Annotated in this window: 20 protein-coding genes and 2 tRNA genes; 10 read left to right on the top strand and 12 right to left on the bottom strand. The window is 66.5% G+C overall.

The genetic code is table 11. The annotated features are described in order from the left end of the window. Positions 1–16: 16 nt before the first annotated feature. The 7 genes from F6B43_RS14175 (at position 17) to pknB (ending at position 8,850) form a co-directional block, all read left to right on the top strand. On the top strand, positions 17–757 hold the full coding sequence (locus F6B43_RS14175; RefSeq protein ID WP_150449648.1) for an FHA domain-containing protein: 741 nt from the start codon (positions 17–19) through the stop codon (positions 755–757). Continuing rightward, positions 754–1,284: an FHA domain-containing protein FhaB/FipA gene (locus tag F6B43_RS14170; protein ID WP_150449647.1), complete on the top strand. Its 531-nt coding sequence runs from the start codon at positions 754–756 to the stop codon at positions 1,282–1,284. The genes F6B43_RS14175 and F6B43_RS14170 overlap by 4 nt, the downstream gene beginning before the upstream one ends. Positions 1,285–1,300: 16 nt before the next feature. Continuing rightward, entirely contained in the window at positions 1,301–2,539 is a 1,239-nt protein-coding gene (locus tag F6B43_RS14165) for a PP2C family protein-serine/threonine phosphatase (protein ID WP_150449646.1), read from the top strand. Further along, positions 2,536–3,924 carry an FtsW/RodA/SpoVE family cell cycle protein gene (locus tag F6B43_RS14160; RefSeq protein WP_150449645.1) on the top strand — a complete coding sequence of 463 codons (1,389 nt, stop codon included), beginning with the start codon at positions 2,536–2,538 and terminating at the stop codon, positions 3,922–3,924. Before F6B43_RS14165 ends, F6B43_RS14160 begins: the two co-directional genes overlap by 4 nt. Before the next feature lies 1 nt (position 3,925). Further along, positions 3,926–5,383: a peptidoglycan D,D-transpeptidase FtsI family protein gene (locus tag F6B43_RS14155; protein ID WP_150449644.1), complete on the top strand. Its 1,458-nt coding sequence runs from the start codon at positions 3,926–3,928 to the stop codon at positions 5,381–5,383. Further along, positions 5,380–7,080 carry a serine/threonine-protein kinase gene (locus F6B43_RS14150; protein ID WP_150449643.1) on the top strand — a complete coding sequence of 567 codons (1,701 nt, stop codon included), beginning with the start codon at positions 5,380–5,382 and terminating at the stop codon, positions 7,078–7,080. Before F6B43_RS14155 ends, F6B43_RS14150 begins: the two co-directional genes overlap by 4 nt. 69 nt (positions 7,081–7,149) lie before the next feature. Continuing rightward, positions 7,150–8,850 (top strand): Stk1 family PASTA domain-containing Ser/Thr kinase, encoded by a 1,701-nt coding sequence (pknB, locus tag F6B43_RS14145; protein WP_150449642.1) that lies wholly within the window; start codon positions 7,150–7,152, stop codon positions 8,848–8,850. 12 nt (positions 8,851–8,862) lie between these two features. On the opposite strand, the gene F6B43_RS14140 is transcribed toward pknB, so the two are convergent. From F6B43_RS14140 to F6B43_RS14135, 3 genes are read right to left on the bottom strand one after another with little or no spacing between them, the layout of a single operon-like run. Further along, entirely contained in the window at positions 8,863–9,507 is a 645-nt protein-coding gene (locus F6B43_RS14140; protein ID WP_170285669.1) for an anthranilate synthase component II, read from the bottom strand. A 50-nt stretch (positions 9,508–9,557) separates the two neighbouring features. Beyond that, positions 9,558–9,713, bottom strand: a complete 156-nt coding sequence (locus F6B43_RS19630) for a hypothetical protein (RefSeq protein WP_170285672.1) — start codon at positions 9,711–9,713, stop codon at positions 9,558–9,560. After that, positions 9,713–10,504, bottom strand: a complete 792-nt coding sequence (locus F6B43_RS14135; RefSeq protein WP_246159973.1) for a class E sortase — start codon at positions 10,502–10,504, stop codon at positions 9,713–9,715. Before F6B43_RS14135 ends, F6B43_RS19630 begins: the two co-directional genes overlap by 1 nt. 103 nt (positions 10,505–10,607) lie before the next feature. Here F6B43_RS14135 and F6B43_RS14130 point away from each other — a divergent pair, with 103 nt between their 5' ends. Further along, a complete protein-coding gene (locus tag F6B43_RS14130) occupies positions 10,608–10,847 on the top strand; it encodes a cell division protein CrgA (protein ID WP_150449640.1) in 240 nt (79 codons plus the stop codon). 129 nt (positions 10,848–10,976) lie between these two features. Here the strand turns inward: F6B43_RS14130 and F6B43_RS14125 are convergent, their stop codons facing one another. Then, positions 10,977–11,879: a rhomboid family intramembrane serine protease gene (locus F6B43_RS14125; RefSeq protein ID WP_150449639.1), complete on the bottom strand. Its 903-nt coding sequence runs from the start codon at positions 11,877–11,879 to the stop codon at positions 10,977–10,979. An 18-nt stretch (positions 11,880–11,897) separates the two neighbouring features. Then, complete coding sequence (locus F6B43_RS14120; protein ID WP_150449638.1) at positions 11,898–12,455, bottom strand: peptidylprolyl isomerase; 558 nt, start codon at positions 12,453–12,455, stop codon at positions 11,898–11,900. Between the two features lie 99 nt (positions 12,456–12,554). Here F6B43_RS14120 and F6B43_RS14115 point away from each other — a divergent pair, with 99 nt between their 5' ends. Together F6B43_RS14115 and F6B43_RS14110 are read left to right on the top strand one after the other, a co-directional pair. Then, positions 12,555–13,136 carry a DNA helicase gene (locus F6B43_RS14115; RefSeq protein WP_150449637.1) on the top strand — a complete coding sequence of 194 codons (582 nt, stop codon included), beginning with the start codon at positions 12,555–12,557 and terminating at the stop codon, positions 13,134–13,136. Between the two features lie 76 nt (positions 13,137–13,212). Then, entirely contained in the window at positions 13,213–13,695 is a 483-nt protein-coding gene (locus tag F6B43_RS14110; protein WP_150449636.1) for an aminoacyl-tRNA deacylase, read from the top strand. 33 nt (positions 13,696–13,728) lie between these two features. Here F6B43_RS14110 and F6B43_RS14105 read toward each other — a convergent pair whose 3' ends face one another. The 7 genes from F6B43_RS14105 to gyrB all read right to left on the bottom strand — a co-directional run bounded on the left by F6B43_RS14105 (position 13,729) and on the right by gyrB (position 20,761). Further along, positions 13,729–14,154: an NUDIX hydrolase gene (locus F6B43_RS14105; RefSeq protein ID WP_150449635.1), complete on the bottom strand. Its 426-nt coding sequence runs from the start codon at positions 14,152–14,154 to the stop codon at positions 13,729–13,731. A 55-nt stretch (positions 14,155–14,209) separates the two neighbouring features. Next, complete coding sequence (locus tag F6B43_RS14100; protein WP_150449634.1) at positions 14,210–15,259, bottom strand: acyltransferase family protein; 1,050 nt, start codon at positions 15,257–15,259, stop codon at positions 14,210–14,212. An 86-nt stretch (positions 15,260–15,345) separates the two neighbouring features. Beyond that, positions 15,346–15,418 (bottom strand) — tRNA-Ala (locus F6B43_RS14095). A 12-nt stretch (positions 15,419–15,430) separates the two neighbouring features. Beyond that, positions 15,431–15,504, bottom strand: a tRNA-Ile gene (locus F6B43_RS14090). A gap of 188 nt (positions 15,505–15,692) precedes the next feature. Further along, positions 15,693–16,097, bottom strand: coding sequence for a DUF3566 domain-containing protein (locus F6B43_RS14085; protein WP_150449633.1), 405 nt, complete (start codon positions 16,095–16,097; stop codon positions 15,693–15,695). Next, a complete protein-coding gene (gyrA, locus tag F6B43_RS14080) occupies positions 16,094–18,685 on the bottom strand; it encodes a DNA gyrase subunit A (protein ID WP_150449632.1) in 2,592 nt (863 codons plus the stop codon). Before gyrA ends, F6B43_RS14085 begins: the two co-directional genes overlap by 4 nt. 33 nt (positions 18,686–18,718) lie before the next feature. Then, positions 18,719–20,761: a DNA topoisomerase (ATP-hydrolyzing) subunit B gene (gene gyrB / locus F6B43_RS14075; RefSeq protein WP_150449631.1), complete on the bottom strand. Its 2,043-nt coding sequence runs from the start codon at positions 20,759–20,761 to the stop codon at positions 18,719–18,721. Positions 20,762–20,827 lie beyond the last annotated feature (66 nt).

Raw genomic sequence — 20,827 nt, 5'->3', positions numbered from 1 at the left:
CTGCCTGAGGAGCCCCGTGGGACTACTAGACAGCTTCGAGAAGGGTCTCGAGCGCGCCGTCAACAGCGCGTTCGCGAAGACCTTCCGCAGCGGCATCCAGCCTGTCGAGATCGCATCCGCGCTGCGCAGCGAGCTCGACAAGAAGGCCGCGGTCGTCAGCCGCGACCGCATCCTCGCGCCCAACACGTTCACGGTGCGACTGGCACCGACCGACGACGAGAGGATGCGGACGATCGGTCCCGCCCTGGGCGACGAGCTCGATACGCTCGTGCAGAAGCACGCGAAGGCCCAGGGCTACTCGTTCGCCGGTCCGGTGTCGATCACCCTCGTCCGCGACGAGCAGCTGTCTACCGGGACGCTCCGGGTCGAATCCTCCACCGCGCAGGGCACCGTCGCCTGGCGCGGCGTCGTAGACATCGACGGGCAGCGGCACCCGCTGGTCAAGTCGCGCACCGTGATCGGGCGCGGGAGCGACGCCGACATCACGATCTCCGATGCGGGCACGAGCCGGAAGCACGTCGAGATCCTCTGGGACGGCGAGCGCGCGATGGTGCGTGACATGAACTCCACGAACGGCACGCTCCTGGACGGCCGCAAGGTCACCGAAGCCGCGCTTCCGCCTGATTCGACCGTGACGATCGGGCGCACCAGGATCGTCTTCCGCGTGGTCGCTCAGGCCGCACCCCCACGTCCGAGCACACAGGCATCCGATGTCACGCGAGTGTTCGACACTCGTCAGGGGGGCTTCCAGCCGTGAGCGAGCTCACCCTTCTGCTTCTGCGCATCGGCTTCCTGCTGCTGCTGTGGTTCTTCGTGTTCGCGGTCGTCTACTCGCTGCGCGCCGACCTGTTCGGCGTCAAGGTGCGTCGGATGCCGGAATCCGCCGCCCCGGCAGCCCCGGCGAAGGCGGGGGGTGCGACGACTCCGGTCGCTCCGGTCGCCACGCCCAAGCCCAGCGACAAAGGCGTGAAAGGGGGCGCCGCCACGACCTCCGCCGTCTCACGCATCGTCATCACCAGCGGTCCGAAGGCGGGCCTGGAGCTGCCACTGGGCACCGAGCCGCTCACGATCGGCCGCTCGAGCGAATCCGGTCTGGTCATTCGCGACGACTACACCTCCAGCCACCACGCCCGGCTCGTCCTGTGGGGCGAGCAGTGGATGATCCAGGATCTCGATTCGACGAACGGCACGTGGCACGACGGCGCGCGCGTGACGGCACCTGTTCCGATCACGGTCGGCGCTCCCATCAAGGTCGGCGCGACGACCTTCGAGCTGCGGAAGTAGCGGGCGGCCCCTCCCCATGGTCTTCCAAGGATCGAGCGCGGCGATCTCGCACACCGGCAAGGTGCGCTCCAACAACCAGGACTCCGGCTACTCGGGCTCCAACCTCTTCGCCGTCGCCGACGGTATGGGCGGGCACGCCGGAGGCGATGTCGCCTCGAGCCTGGCCATCATGCGCCTCCAGGCGGTCGATCAGCCGTTCGCCTCGACGTCCGAGGCCGAACGCGCGCTGCGGGATGCGATCTCCGATTCCGCGGCCGAGCTCATCGACACCGTCGCGATGCGCCCGGAACTGGCGGGGATGGGTACGACCGTCAGCGCGCTCGTGATGGTCGACGACTACGCGGTGATCGCGCACATCGGCGACTCGCGCATCTACCTGTACCGCGACGACGCGCTCACCCAGATCACGACCGACCACACGTTCGTCCAGCGACTCGTCGACTCGGGCCGGATCACGCCGGAGGAGGCGCGGTTCCATCCCCGCCGATCGGTCCTCATGCGGGTGCTCGGCGACATGGATCCCGACCCCGAGGTCGACACGTTCATCATGCCGACCCAGCAGGGCGACAGGTGGCTCCTCTGTTCCGACGGGCTCTCGGGCGTCGTGGACGACGCGCACACCGCGAAGGCGCTCGGAGCCGGACTCGCTCCCGGCCGCACCGCCGACTCCCTGCTGAAGCAGGCGCTCGACGCCGGTGCACCCGATAACGTGACGCTCGTTCTGGTCGACGTCGGCGGCCAGCATCCGATCTTCTCCGGCACTCCTACGATCGTGGGGTCCGCCTCCAACCCGAACGGCATCGTCGTGCCCGCGGCGAGATCGGGGCGCGGAGGCTGGCTGCACCCGAACCGTCAGGCGGCGAACGAGCCGACCCACTTCGAACCCGAGGCGCAGTTCCTCGAGGAGCTCATCGAGGAAGACCGGCGCAGAGCCCGCAGGCGCCGTGCGGGCTGGATCGTCGGACTCATCGTCGTGCTCGCCCTCATCGCCGCCGGGCTGTTCGGCGGCTACCAGTGGACGCAGACGCGCTTCTTCGTCGGGACCGACGAGGACACCGTGATCATCTACCGCGGGATCCAACAGGGCATCGGACCGATCTCGCTCTCGTCCGTGTACGAAGACACGGGCATCCCGATCGCGGACCTGCCCGAGTTCGAGCGATCGGCCGTCGAAGCGACGGTCTCAGCGCAGTCGCTCGCCGAAGCGGAAGACATCGCCGCGCGCCTGCGAGCCACCGTGGCGGTGACGAAATGACCGTTGCGCCGGAGCAGGTCTCCACCGACACCGCCGTCATCCGGGCCCTGCGGCGAATCCGCGTTCCGCAGACGCAGCGCAACCGCGAGCTCGCGCTCCTCATCTTCGCGATCGCGATCAACGCCTCGGCCGTGGCCCTGGTGCAGCTGGGTGCCGCGGGAGTCATCGACCCCAAGTTCCTGATCTACTGCGGCGGTCTCACATCTCTCGTCGTCGCGCTGCACATCGTGCTCAGGCTCGTGGCCAGAGACGCCGATCCCTTCGTGGTGCCGATCGCCACCCTCCTGACCGGCATCGGCATCGCGATGATCTACCGCATCGACATCGCCGAGGGCTTGCACGGCTGGGAGGCGTTCTCGACCCGCCAGCTGGCATGGGCCGGAATCGCACTCGTCGGCGCGGTGCTCATCGTGGTGCTCCTGCGCAACTACCGGGTGCTCTTCCGATACACATACGTGTCGGGCTTCGTCGGCATCATGCTGCTGGTGCTGCCCTTCATCCCGGGCATCGGCACCGACGCGAACGCCGACGTGTGGGTGTCGTTCGGCATCTTCTCCTTCCAGCCTGGCGAGCTCGCCAAGATCGCGCTCGCGATCTTCTTCGCCGGCTACCTCGTCCGCACGCGCGAGAGCCTCACATCGGTCGGAACCCGGTTCCTCGGCCTGACGTGGCCCCGCGCGCGCGAACTCGGACCCCTCCTGGTGATCTGGCTCGTGTCACTGGGCATCATCGTGCTCCAGCGCGACCTCGGCACCGGCCTGCTCATCTTCGGCATGTTCGTGGCCATGCTGTACGTCGCGACGGGCAAGACGAGCTGGGTCGTGATCGGCGTCATCCTCGCCGCAGCCGGTGCATTCCTGGCCTCGCGCGTGCTCCCCTATGTCGGAGGACGCTTCGCGAACTGGCTGGATGCGTTCAACCCCGAGGTCATCGACCGCAACGGTGGCAGCTATCAGCTCGTTCAGGGCATCTTCGGCCTCGCGCAGGGTGGTCTCATGGGCACCGGTCTCGGGCAGGGGCGACCGTACATCACGCCGCTCGCCCAGAGCGACTACATCCTGCCGAGTCTCGGTGAAGAGCTGGGGCTCGTCGGTGTCTTCGCGATCCTGTGCCTCTACATGGTGTTCACGAGCCGCGGGATCCGGATCGGCCTCGCCGGGCAGGACGACTTCGGCAAGCTGCTCGCGACCGGCCTGTCGTTCACGATCGCCCTACAGGTGTTCATCATGGTCGGCGGGGTGACGCGCTTGATCCCACTGACCGGCCTCACGACCCCGTTCCTGGCCGCGGGTGGTTCCTCGCTCGTTGCGAACTGGTTGATCGTCGCGCTTCTGCTGCGCATCTCGGATGCTGTCCGCAGCCGTCCGCGGGTGGTGATCGGCTGACATGACGAAAGAACTCCGCCGTCTGAGCATCCTGATGCTGATCATGTTCCTCGCGCTGTTCGGCTCCACCAGCTGGATCCAGGTGGTGCAGGCCGAATCGCTCTCCGCGAATGCGCGCAACACGCGTGCCCTCTACGACTCCTACCAGGTCCAGCGAGGATCGATCATCGCGTCCGGTGCCGCGATCGCGTCGTCCGTTCCGTCCGACGACGTGTACAGCTGGCAGCGCGTGTACACCGACGCCGCCATGTGGGCGCCGGTGACCGGATTCATCAACCCGGCCCTGGGCTCGGCGACGGGCATCGAACAGGCCATGAATCAAGAGCTCAGCGGTACCGCGAGCTCGCAGTTCCTCGATCGCGTCGACCGGATCATCACGGGTCAGACCGCCCGTGGCTCGAACGTCGTGCTCTCACTGGATGCCAACGTGCAACGCGTCGCGTACGAGGCTCTGAACGGCCTGCAGGGCGCGGTCATCGCGATCGAGCCGTCCACCGGCCGCATCCTCGCGATGGCGACGAGCCCCAGCTACGACACGAACCTGCTCGCCTCGCATGACAGCGACGGGGCCAATTCCGCGTACGACATCCTCGACACCGACCCCGCGCATCCCCTCTTCAACCGCGCGATCGGGGGAAATCTGAACCCACCGGGTTCGACGTTCAAACTCGTGGTGGCGTCGGCTGCGCTGGCATCCGGCAACTTCAGCCCCGCCTCTACGCTGCCCAACCTGGCGTCGTACACCCTCCCGGGTACGAACACGGCTATCAGCAATGCCGGCGGTGGTACCTGCGGCGGCGGCGACACCGTCTCGATCGCGGACGCGCTGCGCTTGAGCTGCAACATCCCGATGGCGCAGCTCGCCGTGCAACTGGGCGACGATGCGATCCGTCAGGAGGCGGAGAAGTACGGGTTCAATTCGTCCTTCACGATGCCCCTCGCCTCGACCCCCTCGACCTACCCGCGCGGCCTCTCCGACGACCGCACCGCCCTGACCGGGTTCGGACAGGGCGACGTGCGCGCGACCCCGCTGCAGATGGCGATGGTCTCGGCGGGCATCGCGAACGGCGGCGTCGTGATGAATCCGCGCATGGTGGACCGGGTCATCGCACCCGATCTGTCGGTGCAGCAGACGTTCGACAACACCCAGTTCGGGCGCGCGCTCGATTCGGGTCTGGCACAGGAGATGGTGACGATGATGGTGGCCAATGTCAGTGATGGCGCAGCCTCGGGTGCAAGAATAGACGGGGTCGACGTGGCCGGTAAGACGGGCACCGCGGAGAACGGGTCGGACCAGCCTTACACGCTGTGGTTCACCGGCTTCGCCCCTGCGACGAACCCTCAGGTCGCCGTGGCAGTTGTCGTCGAAGACGGGGGCGGCCAGGGTCAAACGGGCAGCGGCAACACCATCGCGGCGCCCATCGCGAAAAAGGTCATGGAGGCGGTGCTGGGGAAATGAGACCGACGCAGGGAGTGACCTTCGGCGGCCGCTACGAGCTCGACTCGCGGATCGCCATCGGCGGCATGGGCGAGGTGTGGGAGGCGACCGACCACGTCATCGGTCGCACCGTCGCGATCAAGATCCTCAAAGACGAATACATGGGCGACCCCGGCTTCCTCGAGCGCTTCCGCGCTGAGGCGCGCCATGCCGCGCTCGTCAACCACGAGGGCATCGCCAGTGTCTTCGACTACGGCGAAGAGGCCGGCAGCGCCTTCCTCGTGATGGAGCTCGTGCCGGGTGAGGCGCTGTCGACGATCCTCGAGCGCGACGGGTCCCTTTCGACCGACAAGACGCTCGACATCGTCGCGCAGACCTCTGCCGCACTGCAGGCCGCGCACTCGGCCGGTCTGGTGCACCGCGACATCAAGCCGGGAAATCTGCTGATCACGCCCGACGGCCGCGTCAAGATCACCGACTTCGGGATCGCCCGCATCGCCGACCAGGTGCCGCTGACCGCGACCGGCCAGGTCATGGGCACCGTCCAGTACCTGTCGCCCGAACAGGCATCCGGTCACCCGGCATCGCCGGCGACCGACACGTACTCGCTCGGCATCGTCGCGTACGAGTGCCTCGCGGGAAAGCGCCCGTTCACGGGCGAGTCGCAGGTCGCCATCGCGATGGCGCAGATCAACGAGCAGCCCCCGCCGCTTCCGCCCACCGTGGCCGTGCCCGTGCAGAACCTCGTCATGGCCATGATCGCCAAGAAGCCGGAAGACCGCCCGGCCTCCGCCGCCGCGGTCGCCCGCGCGGCGACCGCGCTGCGTCGTGGCGATCTCGCCACTGCGGCCGCAGCAGTCCCGGCGATCGCGACCGGTGCCGCCGTCGGCGAAGAGATGACGCAGCTGCTGACGCCGGCCGCCGGCGCCGACACGACCCGCCTGCTCCCATCCGCCGAGCCGGCGAAGGCGACCGATGCCGAGCGCAAGCGGAGTCCGTGGACCTGGCCGCTCATCGCCCTGATCGTGCTGCTGGCGCTCGTGATCGCAGGAACGGTGTGGGCGCTGGTCGCCAATCAGGCGCCGGCGCCGGCGCCGTCGAACACGACGACGTCGGCCGTGACGCCGTCGAACACGCCCTCCAGTACCCCGAGTCCGAGCGCCACGCGCATCAACATCGATGCTCTCAACCTGGTGGGGATGGACTGCACCGCGGCGAGCGAAGCGGCCAAGGCCGCAGGGGTAGAGGCCGTCAACTGCGTGGGCGGTGACCCCGCGCCCACCGCCGACGACGTCAACAAGGTGTACCGCGTATCGCCGACCGGACGCATCGAGCCCTCCCAGCTCCTCACGCTCACGTTCTACAGCGACCAGACGCCTATGGAGACCCCGACCGCTCCGACGCTGCCCGCCCAGGTCAACGCGGGCGGAACCGCGAAGGCGGCATGGACCGGATACACGTGCCCCGCGGGCACTGCGGTGACCGCGTACAACCTGGTCGCCATCAACGGCATCTTCGCCGTCAACGGCGCCTCATCAGCCTCGTTCGGCCCGAGCGACCGCACGGCTGACATCAACGTGGCGAACACTCCAGGGACGTTGACGGTCAAGTACACCGTGACGTGCAGCGGGAGCGCGGGCCAGCGCGCTTCGGGTGACTCGCCCGAAGCCAACGCGCAGATTGTGACAACCACGCCCGCGCCGTCGGCGACCCCCTGATCGACCATCCCGGCCTGGCCCGGTCAGCGGACTGGGTTAGGCTGGGATCTTTCCACGCAGGGGGCGACCGTGACATCTGAGCCACGAGTGCTTTCGGGGCGCTATCGCGTCGACGAGCTCATCGGGCGCGGTGGAATGGCCTCGGTGTACCGCGGGTATGACGTGACGCTCGGCCGGCAGATCGCGATCAAGATCCTCAAGCATGATCTCGCCCTCGACAACGCGTTCCGAACGCGCTTCCGCCTCGAGGCGCAGGCCGCGTCACGGATGTCGCATCCCACGATCGTCCGTGTGTTCGATGCCGGCGAAGACACCGAGGTCGCGCCGGATGGCACGTCGCATCCCGTTCCGTACATCGTCATGGAACTGGTGCACGGCGAACTCCTCAAAGACGTCATCGCGTCAGGCCCCGTTCCGGTTGACGACGCGGTGCGCTACGTCGACGGCATCCTCGAAGCGCTGGAGTACTCCCACCGCGCGGGCGTCGTGCACCGCGACATCAAGCCCGGCAACGTCATGGTCACCGGCGCCGGCCAGGTCAAGGTCATGGACTTCGGCATCGCCCGCGCGGTATCGGACTCGTCCTCCACTGTCGCCGAGACCACCGCGATCCTCGGCACGGCCGCCTACTTCTCGCCCGAGCAGGCCAAGGGCGAACCTGTCGATGCCCGCGCCGACCTCTATTCCGCCGGTGTCGTGCTCTACGAGCTGCTCGCGGGACGCCCGCCGTTCCGCGGCGAGTCTCCGGTTGCCGTCGCCTACCAGCACGTGAGCGAGACGCCGCTCGCGCCGTCAGAAGTCAACGAGACAGTGCCCCGAGCACTGGATGCCGTCGCCCTCCGTGCGCTCGCGAAAGACCCGTTCCAGCGGTATCAAGATGCGGCGAGCTTCCGTGAAGCGCTCGATGCCACGATCGATGGTGCGTCGCCTTCCAAGCGCCAGCTCGGCGCACTGACGAGCGAACTGTACGGGCCGAGCCCGCGTCAGGCGGCTGAGACGGCCCGGTCGCTGCGCCAGCTGAGCACCGACACGACGATGAAGCGCACGCAGGCCGGCCCTCCGGTGGCGTGGATCTGGGCGGGTGTAGCCGTCCTGGCGGTACTGATGATCTCGGTACTCATCTGGGTCATGACGATTCCCCGCGGCAACGAGATTCCCGCCAACGCGCGTATCGTGCCGGACGTCGTCGACACAGGGTACGACAAGGCGAACAGCATGCTCGCCGAAGAGGATCTGATCGCATTCCGCATCGACGTCGCCGATTCCGACATCGCCGCCGGCAACGTGACACGCACGGATCCCGCCGCAGGCGCCTCGGTGAACCCTGGGCAGCGCATCACCGTCTACGTCTCGAAGGGGCAGCAGACCGCTACGGTCCCTGTGCTCGTCGGATTGTCACAGGATGCGGCGGCCACGGCTCTCACTCAGGCAGGACTCGCCCTCGGTGCCGTGACGTCGCGGAATGACGCCGGCCTATCGGCCGGGGTGGTGATCTCGGCGGCCCAGCCTGACGGCGCCGTCGTGCCGGTGGGAACGACGATCGACCTCGTTGTCGCGACCGGCCGGGTCGTGATCAACGATCTGACGGGCTACACGGTCGAGGCAGCCACGCGCGAACTCGAGGATCCCTCGTCGCAGCTCACCGTGGCGACGCAAGAGGATCCCAGCTGCAAGGCGTCGAACCCGACCATCGTCAAGACGCAGTCGATCGCCCCCGGCGAAGCGCCCGTGCACTCCACGGTGACGCTGACCTACTGCTCCGGTCCCTGACGAGTCTGCCGGTCAGCGTCGCGGTGTGAGAGAAGCGCCGCGGACGGCAGCATCCACGATTCCTACGCTCTCGAGCCAATTGCCGAGCAGTCGATGACCACCCTCGGTCAGCACGCTCTCGGGGTGGAACTGCACGCCCCACACCGGAAGATCACGGTGCGCGATGCCCATGATCACGCCACTGGCGGTGCGTCCGGTCACGACAAGCTCGTCGGGGAGGGTCTCGGGCACGATGGCGAGCGAGTGGTAGCGCGTCGCTGTGAACGGGTTCGGTAGGCCCGCGTACAGCGCACTGCCGTCGTGCTCGACGAGCGAAGTCATGCCGTGCATGAGCTCGGGGGCATGGTCGACGCGCGCGCCGAACGCCTCTCCGATCGCCTGGTGACCCAGGCACACCCCCAAGACAGGGATGCCGAGACCGGCCGCATCGCGGATCACTGCGATCGACGCCCCGGCGTTGGCTGGAGTACTCGGCCCGGGCGAGATCAGCACACCTCGGTACTCAACGACGACGGATGCCGCGTCCTCCGGGTCGATGGCATCCGCCTCGACGAGCGTCGTGGTGGCACCCAGCTCGTGGAGGTACCCGACCAGGGTGTGCACGAAGCTGTCGTGGTTGTCGACGACGAGCACATCAGCTCGGGCGTTGAGGGTCACTGGCCCGCCTGCTTCGCCGTCGGTCACCGGCCCGCCGGTTCCGCCGTTGCTCACTGAACCGTGACGTCCTGGGGATTCACGAACTGGCTCACCCAGGGAAACACGTAGAAGAACAGGCCGTACAGCACCGCAGCGGCGAGCGCGAGGAGGATCAACGTCCGCACCCACCATGGGCCGGGAAGGATGCGCCACAGTCCGGCGTACATCAGGTGGTCAACCCTTCGGTCAGCGAGCTCGGAGGTCCGGATGCGCGCGGAGTGAACGACTCGAACACGCTGTACGCGACGATCCGCTCGCTCATCGCGTACATGGGGCTGCAGCTGGTCATGGTCATGTACCGACCGTCAGCGGCGGCCCCGGTGACCTGCGGCACCGGCAGCAGCACGTTCACCGCATCCGGAGTGACGTACTCGAGGGTGCGGAATCGGTAGGTGTACCACCCGTCCGGCGTCTCGATCACGATCGCGTCGCCGACATGAAGGTCGGCGATGCGGTTGAACGGCTTGCCCCACGTCGTCCGGTGGGCGGCGAGGGCGAAGTTGCCGACCTCACCGGGCATATTGGTGCCGGGGTAGTGCCCGATCCCGATGGTGTCGAGAGTGCCCTCGCGCGTGACGCCGCCGGCGATGCTCACGTTGTAGTCCGAACCGAAGCGGGGGATCAGCATCGTTCCGAACACCTGCGAGTTCTCGGGTTGAGGAAGGGCGATCGGGTCGGCGGTCGGCGAGGTGTCCGGCACCGTCGCCGGCTTCGGCCGCGCGAGGAAATCGTCCTCCCACTGCTGTGTGAGTTGCTGACCCGCAGCGTTGCGCTCTGCGCCGTAGATCATGTCGCCGATCCACAGCTGCCACGACACATAGAGCAGCGTGACGACCCCGACCGTGATGAGGATCTCACCGAGGACGCCGAAGAATGTCGTGCGACGGCGCGGGCGACGGGCGCGACGGCTGACACCCGGCATGGCCGGTCCGTCCGTCTCGTTCGTCGCAGTGCTCACAGGGGGAATTCTACTGAGCGAGGGCTGTGTTCCCGCTGGCAGTAGACGATGGCCCCATCCGCGATATCTCGCGGGAACCAACCGGCCGGGTAGGATGGTCGCCATGGCACGGTCAGCAAAGAACGAGGATCCGCTCGTCGAGCGCAGCGAGGGTGAGGCCGCGCCCAACCCGGTGTGGTTCAAGCCGATCATGATCGGGCTCATGCTCGTCGGATTGGTCTGGGTGCTGGACTTCTATCTCAGCGGCATGCAGTACCCGATTCCGGGCATCGACGCCTGGAACCTCGTCATCGGCTTCGGGATCGCCTTCGTGGGCTTCCTGATGACGACGCGCTGGCGATAGCGCTTCGCTTTCGAATTACAGCCTGTCGAATTACACCCGTGTGATTCATCCCCATGTGTGGATGAACCTGTGGATAACTCGACGCGCAGCGCGCTTGCGAGCGTATCGAGATCTCCCTGCGCTCGGATCCTACGCGTACAGCGCGACGGGGATCAGCAGCAGGAGCAGGAGCACGATCGTCAGCGCGACGAGCAGGACGACCTGAAGCCGGCGACGCCGCACCGACCTGGTGCGGGCGAAGATGAACCCCGCGGCTGCGCCGGCGATCAGACCCCCGAGGTGCGCCTGCCAAGAGATCTGCACGGCGGCCATCGACCCCGCCATCAAGCCCTGGACGAACGGAAACGCGAAGTTGATCGCGATGAGGATCGCGATCCCCGTGACGTTCGCACCGATGTGCCGGCCGATCACGAGGAGCGCTCCGAACAGCCCGAAGATCGCTCCCGATGCGCCGACGACAGGCACGCTGAATCCAAGGAGGGCGACCGCCACCGAACCGCCCAAGCCGCTGATCAGGTACAGCGCGAGGAAGCGCCCTCTGCCGAGCAGGGGTTCCAGGCTCCGCCCGATCATCCACAGCGCGAGCATGTTCAGCCCGACGTGCCAGAAGCTCGAGTGCACGAGCAGCACCGTCAACAATCGCCACGGCTGGAAGACGCCCGACAATTCCGGGTACAGCAGCGGGGCGTAGAACGCCAGCCACTGCTGCACCGGGGAGCCGGGGATCAGCTGCGTCAGGTAAGCGATCGCCGTGACCAGGATGATGCCGTAGGTCACGAGCGGACGTGAATCGGATGCGGTGACCACGCGGGTGCGAGACCGCCCCCAGCGCCGCTCCGCCTTCGCCTGGGCAGGGGTCTGCGCCTTCTGCTGATCGCGGAGGCACTCCGGGCAGATCACGCCCACGGCAGCCTGGGTCTGGCACTCAGGGCATACCGTGCGCAGGCACCGCTGACACAGCACGAAGCTCTGCCGATCGGGGTGCCGATAGCAGAAGTTGTCGCTGTTGCGGCGGAACTCGGCAGTGGTCACAGGTGTGGAGCGAGGCGCCTAGACGGCGACGATGTCGATCGACTGAAGGACGACGGGCTCGACCGGGCGGTCGCCGGCGCCGGTCGGGACGGCACCCAATGCGTCGACGACCTGGCGGGAAGCAGCATCCGCCACCTCACCGAAGATCGTGTGCTTGCCCTGCAGCCACGGCGTCGGATCGGTGGTGATGAAGAACTGCGACCCGTTGGTGCCCTCGGCCTTCCCCGTGATCGCATTGCGACGGAGCCCCGCATTTGCCATCGCCAGCTTGTACGGCTCGTTGAAGTTGAGCTCGCCGTTGATCTCGTCGTCGAAGTTGTAGCCGGGGCCGCCGGTGCCCTGACCGAGCGGGTCGCCACCCTGGATCATGAAGTTGGGGATGATGCGGTGGAACACGACGTTCTTGTACAGGGGTCCCTCGCCGGGCTTTCCCGTCTTGGGGTCGGTCCACTGGCCGGAGCCGTCGGCGAGCCCGATGAAGTTCGCGACGGTGCGCGGCGCGTGGTCGCCGTACAGGTTGATGACGATGTCGCCGTGGTTGGTGTGCAGAGTGGCAACCGCTGTGTGCTGAGGCATGGGTACATTCTCTCAGAGTTCTGTGCAAGCCCTCCCGCGCAGAGTCTGGTCTGGCAAGATGGGACGACTACAACCCCCAGCCTTAAGGGAGGGCCCCTCGTGAGCCTCAGCCGCAAGCGCAAGAAGGAACTCCGCAAGCTTCAGTCCCAGGCGAACGATCTGTGGTCGTCACAGCAGATCCTCGTCGGTGAAGCAGCCGGTGTCGCACGGGAAGCCAGCCGTCAGCTCGGCAACTTCGGTCGTGAACAGGTGGTTCCCACCGTCAAAGACGGCTACGGCCGGTACGCCGCGCCGTACGTCGACAAGAGCGTCAAGTTCTCGAAGCAGGTGCTCTCGGACCGAGTCGTCCCCGCCGCAGGCGCCGTCGTCGGGTCGGCCCTCTCGGTGTGGGATGCAGCGAACGATACCCGGGCGCGGATCGCGGCCGGCAACGGCTTCGCCCTGCCGGATGCCGGCGTCTACGCCAAGAGCGCCGACAAGTACAGCAAGGCCGCCACGAAGAAGCTCGCCGCTTCTCTCGCCCTTGCGCCGCAGAAGAAGGGCATCGGCGCGGGTGGCGTGATCGCCATCATCCTCGGCGTCGCCGCAGCGGCCGGTGTGCTGTACGCCGCGTGGCAGACGCTCCGCGCCGACGACGAGCTCTGGGTGGCCGACGACCCGCTGCGCGCGCCGGACGCCTGATCGACCTCTCGAAGAGCCCCGCCCTCAGGCGGGGCTCTTTGTCGTGAGTAGCCTGGTACTGGACACAGGGAGACTGATGACGGACGACACAGACCCGCTCGCGCGCGTCCGCGACGCGGCATCCGCACGCGGCCTCGAGATCGAGATCCGCGAACGGCCCCCGGCGAACAGCCTCGCGGAAGCCGCCGAGCTCTTAGGGATCCCGGCAGCCGGGATCGTCAAGACGCTCGTCGTCAAGCGCAGTGACGACACCTACCTGTTCGCACTCATCCCGGGCGACCGTTCGATCTCCTGGGCGAAGCTGCGCGCGGTGGTCGGTGTCAACAAGCTGCAGCTCCCGGACGCCGGTCGGGCCCTGGAGGCTACCGGCTATGAACGCGGCACGATCGTGCCCATCGGCAGCACGACGGACTGGCCGGTGTTCGCTGACCAACTCATCGTGGGCGCGCGCATCGCGATGGGTGCCGGTGCTCACGGCTACAGCCTGTTCGTCGACGCCGACGATCTCATCGCGGCGTACGGCGCGACCGTGGCCGACATATCGCAGCCGGCAGAGTGACGGCATCCCCACTTCGGCCGACTCGGTCTCGCATCAGATGAGACCGGCCATACGAAGCGAGATGTCGACGAGCTTCACGCGCTGAAGGGCGCGCACCTCGGCGAGGGTGAACCAGTCCGCACGATCGGTCGACCCCGCCTTCTCGTTACGCAGTCTGCCGCCGGTGATGCGTGCGCGGTACACGATGCGCAGAGTGTGCAGTGGTCCGTCCGTCTCCGCAGTAATGCGCCTCCCGGCGGGAATCACCCGGGAATGGATGCCGAGCAGGTCACCGATCACGGCGCGATACCCGGTCTCTTCGCGCACCTCACGACGCGCTGCGCGCGCGGGATCCTCGCCGGGCTCCAGCCCCCCACCGGGCATCGTCCACGCGGCGCGGCGACCCTCGGTCCAGTGCGCGAGCAGCACGCGGCCGACGTCGTCCGTGATGACGCAGTACGCCGCGACGCGCATATCCATGCGCTTCACCCTATCGAAGCGGGCGTGGACGGCGACCGCGAGCGGTTGCGTCGTCTTACACGCGTCCGGGCGAGGTCACGCGCGCCCACCGGTCGGGCATCTCGAACAGCCAGCGCAGTCCGACACGGTCTGCCGCCATCTTGATGCAGATGCTTCCCGCCAGGGTGGCCACGACGATGCCCACCGCATAGAGCGAGCCCCACACGGCATGTTCGCCGAGCCAGGCTGCGAGGCCGGGCATCGCGCGAAGGACATCGTTGAGCAGAAGGAAGATGAGTGGGTTGAGGATGAAGATCGGCAGTGTGTTCCGGCCCACTCTGCGCAACAGAGCCATCCACGGTCGATTCGCCACGACGCCGATGATGGCGATGGTTGCAGCGACGCCGATGAACGAGGTCAGCGGATCTGCAAAGCCGTACGGACCGGTCGGTCCGAGGAGCATCGACCCCGTATAGAGGGCTGCGCCCGCGAGGAAGATCCATACCCCTCGTGTCGAAGCCAGCCAGTCCCCGACCGCCGGAAGTCGTGCGCCGAGGGCGTAGAAGAGGACCGCTGCAGCCACCTGCCGATACGGCTGGTCGATGAGGAAGGGGGCGCCGACGCTGATGAGCGCACCGACGCCGATGACGATCCACGCCGGAACCGCCTTTGTCGCCCAGACTGCGACGAACAGCACGACGAGTGCCCACAGGTACCACATGTGCGTCTCAGGCGAGCCGATGTTCCGCGCGAGCATCGTCAGCGGGTTGACCGACGAGAAGTCATTCGCGAGGTTGTCCAGCCACACGAAGACGGCGATGATGGCAACCCACAGCACGTAGAGGTACGCGACCGAGAGCACTCGTCCCCGCCACGCGGCTCTCCACGGGCGCGTGAGGGAGCGTGAGGCGAGGTAGCCGGAGATGAAGAAGAACAGCGGGACGCGCAGAGGGGTGGTCCACTCGAGCACCGTGGAGATGACCGACATGATCCTCTCGTCGCCGATCCAGAAAACGAGATGAGTCGCCCACAGGTGGAGCATCACGATCAGTACGACACTCAACCCGCGCGCCACGTCGGGCCAGGCCACGCGAGCCGCGGGCGCAGAGAGAGGAGGAGTTCTCACGACGTTCACCGTCTCATCGGGGGAATCGAGTGATCGATCCTATCTCGACCCCGGTCCGGCAGCGGGAGCGCCGGAGTGGGTAACTGTGGAGCCTAGGAGATTCGAACTCCTGACATCCTGCTTGCAAAGCAGGCGCTCTACCAACTGAGCTAAGGCCCCGAGGGGTTTACGTGGGGCTACCAGGACTTGAACCTGGGACCTCTTCATTATCAGTGAAGCGCTCTAACCGCCTGAGCTATAGCCCCGAAACTGCGACGACGCGAGCGCCGTCAACCTCCAAGACTTTACCCGACGGCCGCCGATTTCTCGAATCCGTCCGGCCCTCCATCCGCGAGACGGCATAGCCGCCACGAGACCGACGCGAATGCACCCGGTTTCGTGGCGCATATCCGGTCTCGCGAAAAGGGGAGAGGAGCGGAAAGGGGAGAGGGGGTCAGTTCGAGGTGAAGCCCACCAGCAAGCCGCCGGTCACCTTCACCGCGAGATTGTAGATGCCCGCGAGAACGGCGCCGAGCACCGTGATGACGATCAGGTTGAGGATCGCGACGATCGCAGCGAACGCCATCACCTGGGGGAGGCCGATGAATGTCTGGATCGAGACTCCGCCGTCCGAGAAGCTCTGGAAGAACTCGTCGACCTTGTCGACCAGACCCGTGGTCTGGATCACCGTGTAGACCAGGAAGAACGTGACGACCGTGACGATCGCCACAGCGACCGCCGCGAGGAACGAGAGCTTCACGGCGGACCAGAAGTCGATATAGACGAGACGCAGGCGCACCTGCTTGGCGCTGGTCTTGTGGGTCGACTTCTTCGCCAGCTTGTCGGCTACCGTGCTCATGCGTCAGTACTCTCTTCGGGGGTCTCGGGGGAGGGCTGCTCCTCGTCGGCGGCGGCCTCCGATTCCTCGGTCAGGCCACGCTCTCCGTTGCGCGCGATCGCGATGATCTTGTCATCGTCGCCGGCACGGGCGAACACGACACCCATCGTGTCTCTCCCCTTGGCCGGCACCTCGGCCACGGCAGAGCGTACCACCTTGCCGCTGGCAAGAACCACCAAGACCTCGTCGTCCTCGCTCACGATCAAACCGCCCGCGAGCACGCCCCGATCCTCGTTCAGCTTGGCCACTTTGATGCCCAGGCCACCGCGTCCCTGGACTCGGTACTGGTCGACCGAGGTGCGCTTCGCGTAGCCGCCCTCCGTGACGACGAACACGTAACCCTCGTCCTGGGCGACGGACGCTGAGAGCAGGCTGTCGCCCTCGCGGAACGACATTCCCTTCACCCCGGAGGTCGATCGGCCCATCGGCCGTAGTGCTTCGTCCGTCGCCGAGAACCGCAACGACATGCCGTGGCGACTGATGAGCAGGATGTCGTCACCCTCGTCGACGAGGAGCGCGCTGACCAGCTCGTCCGAGACGTCGCCGAGCACGTCATCGTCGGCTTCGCCGGCATCCGACCGCAGTTTGATCGCGATGACACCACCCTGCCGGTTGGTGTCGTACTCGGTCAGGCGGGTCTTCTTGACCAGCCCGCTCTTGGTGGCGAGCACGAGGTACGTCGCGACGCTGTAGTCGCGGATGTCGAGGATCTGTGCGATCTCTTCGTCGGGCTGCAGTGCGAGGAGGTTCGCGACGTGCTGACCCTTCGCGTCGCGACCCGCTTCCGGGACCTCGTACGCCTTGGCGCGATATACCCGGCCCTTGGTCGAGAAGAACAGCAGCCAGTGGTGCGTGGTGGTGACGAAGAAGTGCTCGACGACGTCGTCGGCGCGCAGCTGCGCGCCCTTCACTCCCTTGCCCCCGCGATGCTGCTGGCGGTAGTTGTCGCTGCGCGTCCGCTTGATGTAGCCGTCACGCGTGACGGTGACGACCATCTCCTCCTGCGGGATGAGGTCTTCGATCGACATGTCGCCGTCGAAACCGTGGAGGATCTCGGTGCGACGGTCATCCCCGAACCGCTCGACGATCGCGGTGAGCTCGTCACGGATGATCTCGCGCTGCAGGGAGGGGTCGGCCAGGATCGCCTGGAAGCCGGCGATCTGAGTCTCGAGATCGGCCGCCTCGTCGATGATCTTCTGACGCTCGAGGGCGGCGAGCCGGCGCAGCTGCATCGTCAGGATCGCGTCGGCCTGGATCTCGTCGATGTCGAGCAGTGACTTCAAGCCTTCACGCGCCTCGTCGACGGTGGGCGAGCGGCGGATGAGCGCGATGACCTCGTCGAGGGCATCCAGCGCCTTCAGGAGCGCACGCAGGATGTGCATCCGCTCCTCGGCCTTGCGCAGGCGGAACCGCGTGCGGCGGACGATGACGTCGATCTGGTGATCGATCCAGTGGCTGATGAATCCGTCGAGGGGGAGCGTGCGCGGCACCCCGTCGACGATCGCGAGCATGTTCGCGCCGAAGTTCTCCTGCAGCTGCGTGTGCTTGTACAGGTTGTTCAGCACGACCTTGGCGACAGCATCCCGCTTCAACACGACCACGAGACGCTGCCCGGTGCGGCCGGATGTCTCATCGCGGATGTCGGCGATGCCGGTGATCTTGCCCTCGCGGGCGAGGTCGCTGATCTTGACCGCGACGTTGTCGGGGTTGACCTGGTAGGGCAGTTCCGTGATCACCAGGCACGTGCGGCCCTGGATCTCTTCGACGTTGATGACCGCGCGCATCGTGATCGATCCGCGGCCCGTGCGATAGGCGTCCTTGATCCCGCGCGTCCCGAGGATCTGCGCGGCAGTGGGGAAGTCCGGCCCGGGGATGCGCTCCATGAGCGCTTCGAGCAGCTCTTCCCGCGATGCATCCGGGTTCTCAAGAGCCCACAGAGCACCCGCTGAGACCTCTCGAAGGTTGTGCGGCGGGATGTTCGTCGCCATCCCGACCGCGATTCCGACCGACCCGTTGACCAGCAGGTTGGGGAAGCGCGCAGGCAGCACGACCGGCTCCTGCGTCTGCCCGTCGTAGTTGTCTTGGAAGTCGACGGTGTCTTCTTCGATGTCCCGCACCATCTCGAGCGCGAGCGGCGACATCTTCGTCTCGGTGTAGCGGGGCGCCGCGGCGCCTTGGTTGCCGGGCGAGCCGAAGTTCCCCTGCCCGAGCGCGAGCGGATACCGCAGAGCCCACGGCTGGACGAGCCTGACGAGCGCGTCGTAGATGGGAGCATCACCGTGCGGGTGGTACTGCCCCATGACCTCGCCGACGACGCGAGCGCACTTCGAGAACGACTTGTCTGGGCGGAAGCCGCCGTCGTACATGCCGTAGATGACCCGGCGGTGCACGGGCTTCAGCCCGTCCTCGACGCGGGGCAGCGCCCGCCCGACGATCACGCTCATCGCATAGTCGAGATAGCTGCGCTGCATCTCGAACTGCAGGTCGACCTGGTCGATCTGGCCGTGGTTGTGCTCGGGCGTCACGTCGGGGCGTTCTTCGTCAGTCATGTTCTCAGTTCCTGGCTATTGCTCGAGCGGGGCTCAGATGTCGAGGAAGCGGACGTCTTTGGCGTTGCGCTGGATGAAGGTCCGGCGCGATTCGACGTCTTCGCCCATGAGCGTCGAGAAGATCTCGTCGGCCGACGCGGCGTCGTCGATCGTCACCTGCAGCAGAGTGCGTGTCTCGGGATCCATCGTGGTCTCCCAGAGCTCTTTGTCGTTCATCTCGCCGAGGCCCTTGTAGCGCTGGATGCCGTTGTCTTTCGGGATCCGCTTGCCACCGGCGACGCCCTCGGCCAGAAGCGCGTCACGCTCGCGGTCGCTGTAGACGTACTCGTGCGGCGAGTTCGACCACTTGAGCCGGTACAGCGGAGGCTGAGCGAGGTACACGTACCCGGCTTCGATGAGTCCGCGCATGTAACGGAACAGAAGCGTGAGCAGCAGCGTCGTGATGTGCTGGCCGTCGACGTCGGCATCAGCCATGAGCACGATCTTGTGATAGCGCGCCTTGGTGATGTCGAAGTCCTCGCCGATGCCCGTGCCGAACGCCTGGATCATCGCCTGCACCTCTTTGTTACCCAGTGCGCGATCGAGGCGTGCGCGCTCGACGTTGAGGATCTTGCCGCGGAGGGCGAGGATCGCCTGCGTGTGCGGGTCGCGACCCTGAACGGCCGAGCCGCCGGCCGAGTCGCCCTCGACGAGGAAGATCTCGCTGATCGAGGGGTCTTTGCTCGTGCAGTCCTTGAGCTTGTCGGGCATGGCCGCACTCTCGAACACGCTCTTGCGGCGCGCGGTCTCGCGCGCCTTGCGCGCGGCGAGCCGGGCCGTGGCGGCATCGATCGACTTGCGGATGATGTTCTTGGCCTGCGCCGGGTTGCGATCGAACCAGTCTCCGAGCCGGTCGCCCACGACCTTCTGCACGAACGCCTTCGCTTCGGTGTTTCCGAGCTTCGTCTTCGTCTGACCCTCGAACTGCGGTTCCGACAGCTTCACCGAGATCACCGCAGTGAGGCCTTCGCGCACGTCGTCGCCCGAGAGGTTCTCGTCCTTCTCCTTGAGGAGGCCGTTCGCACGGGCGTATTTGTTCACCAGGGTGGTCAGCGCGGCTCGGAAGCCTTCTTCGTGTGTGCCCCCCTCGTGCGTGTTGATGGTGTTCGCATAGGTGAAGACGTTCTCGGTGTAACTCGTGGTCCACTGCATGGCGACTTCGAGCGCGATCTTGCGCTCGGTGTCTTCGGACTCGAAGTCGATGATCTCTTCGTTGACGTGCTCGGCCTTGCGCACCTTGTTGAGGTACTCGACGTAGTCGACGAGGCCGCGCTCATAGAGGAAGACGTCTTCGCGCTGCTTCGTGACGAGAACCCCGTCGACCTCTTCGTCGATCGTGGCCTGGGGGCGCTCGTCATGGAGCTCGATCCGTAGGCCCTTGTTCAGGAACGCCATCTGCTGGAACCGCGTGCGGAGGGTGTCGTAGTCGAACTCGACGGTCTCGGTGAAGATCGTGGGGTCGGGCCAGAAGGTGATGGTTGTACCGGTCTCGTCGGTCTCCTCGCCCTTCTCCAGCTGCTGCTGCGGCTGGCCGCCGTTCGCGAAGCTGTGCCGCCAGACGTGACCCTGCCGTTTGATCTCGACCTCGAACCGGGTCGAGAGGGCGTTCACCACGGACGAACCGACGCCGTGCAGACCACCCGAGACCGCGTAGCCGCCGCCACCGAACTTGCCTCCGGCGTGGAGGATCGTCAGCACGACCTCGACGGTGGACTTCGTCGGATCCGAGGAATGAGGATCGACCGGGATGCCTCGACCGAAGTCGATGACGCGGATACCGCCGTCGGCGAGGATCGTCACGATGATCGCGTCATTGGCTCCCGCGAGGGCCTCATCGACCGAGTTGTCGACGATCTCCTGAACCAGATGATGCAAACCGCGCGGACCCGTGGACCCGATGTACATGCCCGGTCGCTTGCGCACCGCCTCCAGCCCCTCGAGAACTTGGATCTCGTCGGCTCCGTACTCATGCGGGGTGGTCGCAGCGGCAGAGGAGACGGGTTCGTCGGGAACGCTTTCGGGGGTAAGAGACGTCATAGGTGTTCGAGCGCTCCAGATCGGTTCGGCAGTGTGACCCCAGCCTACCAAGAGACGAGCTTCGAC

It is taken from the genome of Microbacterium rhizomatis (assembly GCF_008710745.1).
GTDB classification, from domain to species: Bacteria; Actinomycetota; Actinomycetes; order Actinomycetales; family Microbacteriaceae; genus Microbacterium; species Microbacterium rhizomatis.
This window is presented reverse-complemented; position numbering and strand designations above follow the sequence as displayed.

Excerpts from the sequence above, each read along its gene's own strand:
- F6B43_RS14165 (WP_150449646.1), top strand. The coding sequence starts at position 1,301 with ATGGTCTTCCAAGGATCGAGCGCGGCGATCTCGCACACCGGCAAGGTG.
- F6B43_RS14160 (WP_150449645.1), top strand. The coding sequence starts at position 2,536 with ATGACCGTTGCGCCGGAGCAGGTCTCCACCGACACCGCCGTCATCCGG.
- F6B43_RS14155 (WP_150449644.1), top strand. The coding sequence starts at position 3,926 with ATGACGAAAGAACTCCGCCGTCTGAGCATCCTGATGCTGATCATGTTC.
- F6B43_RS14150 (WP_150449643.1), top strand. The coding sequence starts at position 5,380 with ATGAGACCGACGCAGGGAGTGACCTTCGGCGGCCGCTACGAGCTCGAC.
- F6B43_RS19630 (WP_170285672.1), bottom strand. The coding sequence starts at position 9,713 with ATGTACGCCGGACTGTGGCGCATCCTTCCCGGCCCATGGTGGGTGCGG.
- F6B43_RS14130 (WP_150449640.1), top strand. The coding sequence starts at position 10,608 with ATGGCACGGTCAGCAAAGAACGAGGATCCGCTCGTCGAGCGCAGCGAG.
- F6B43_RS14120 (WP_150449638.1), bottom strand. The coding sequence starts at position 12,455 with ATGCCTCAGCACACAGCGGTTGCCACTCTGCACACCAACCACGGCGAC.
- F6B43_RS14110 (WP_150449636.1), top strand. The coding sequence starts at position 13,213 with ATGACGGACGACACAGACCCGCTCGCGCGCGTCCGCGACGCGGCATCC.
- F6B43_RS14105 (WP_150449635.1), bottom strand. The coding sequence starts at position 14,154 with ATGGATATGCGCGTCGCGGCGTACTGCGTCATCACGGACGACGTCGGC.
- F6B43_RS14085 (WP_150449633.1), bottom strand. The coding sequence starts at position 16,097 with ATGAGCACGGTAGCCGACAAGCTGGCGAAGAAGTCGACCCACAAGACC.
- gyrA (WP_150449632.1), bottom strand. The coding sequence starts at position 18,685 with ATGACTGACGAAGAACGCCCCGACGTGACGCCCGAGCACAACCACGGC.
- gyrB (WP_150449631.1), bottom strand. The coding sequence starts at position 20,761 with ATGACGTCTCTTACCCCCGAAAGCGTTCCCGACGAACCCGTCTCCTCT.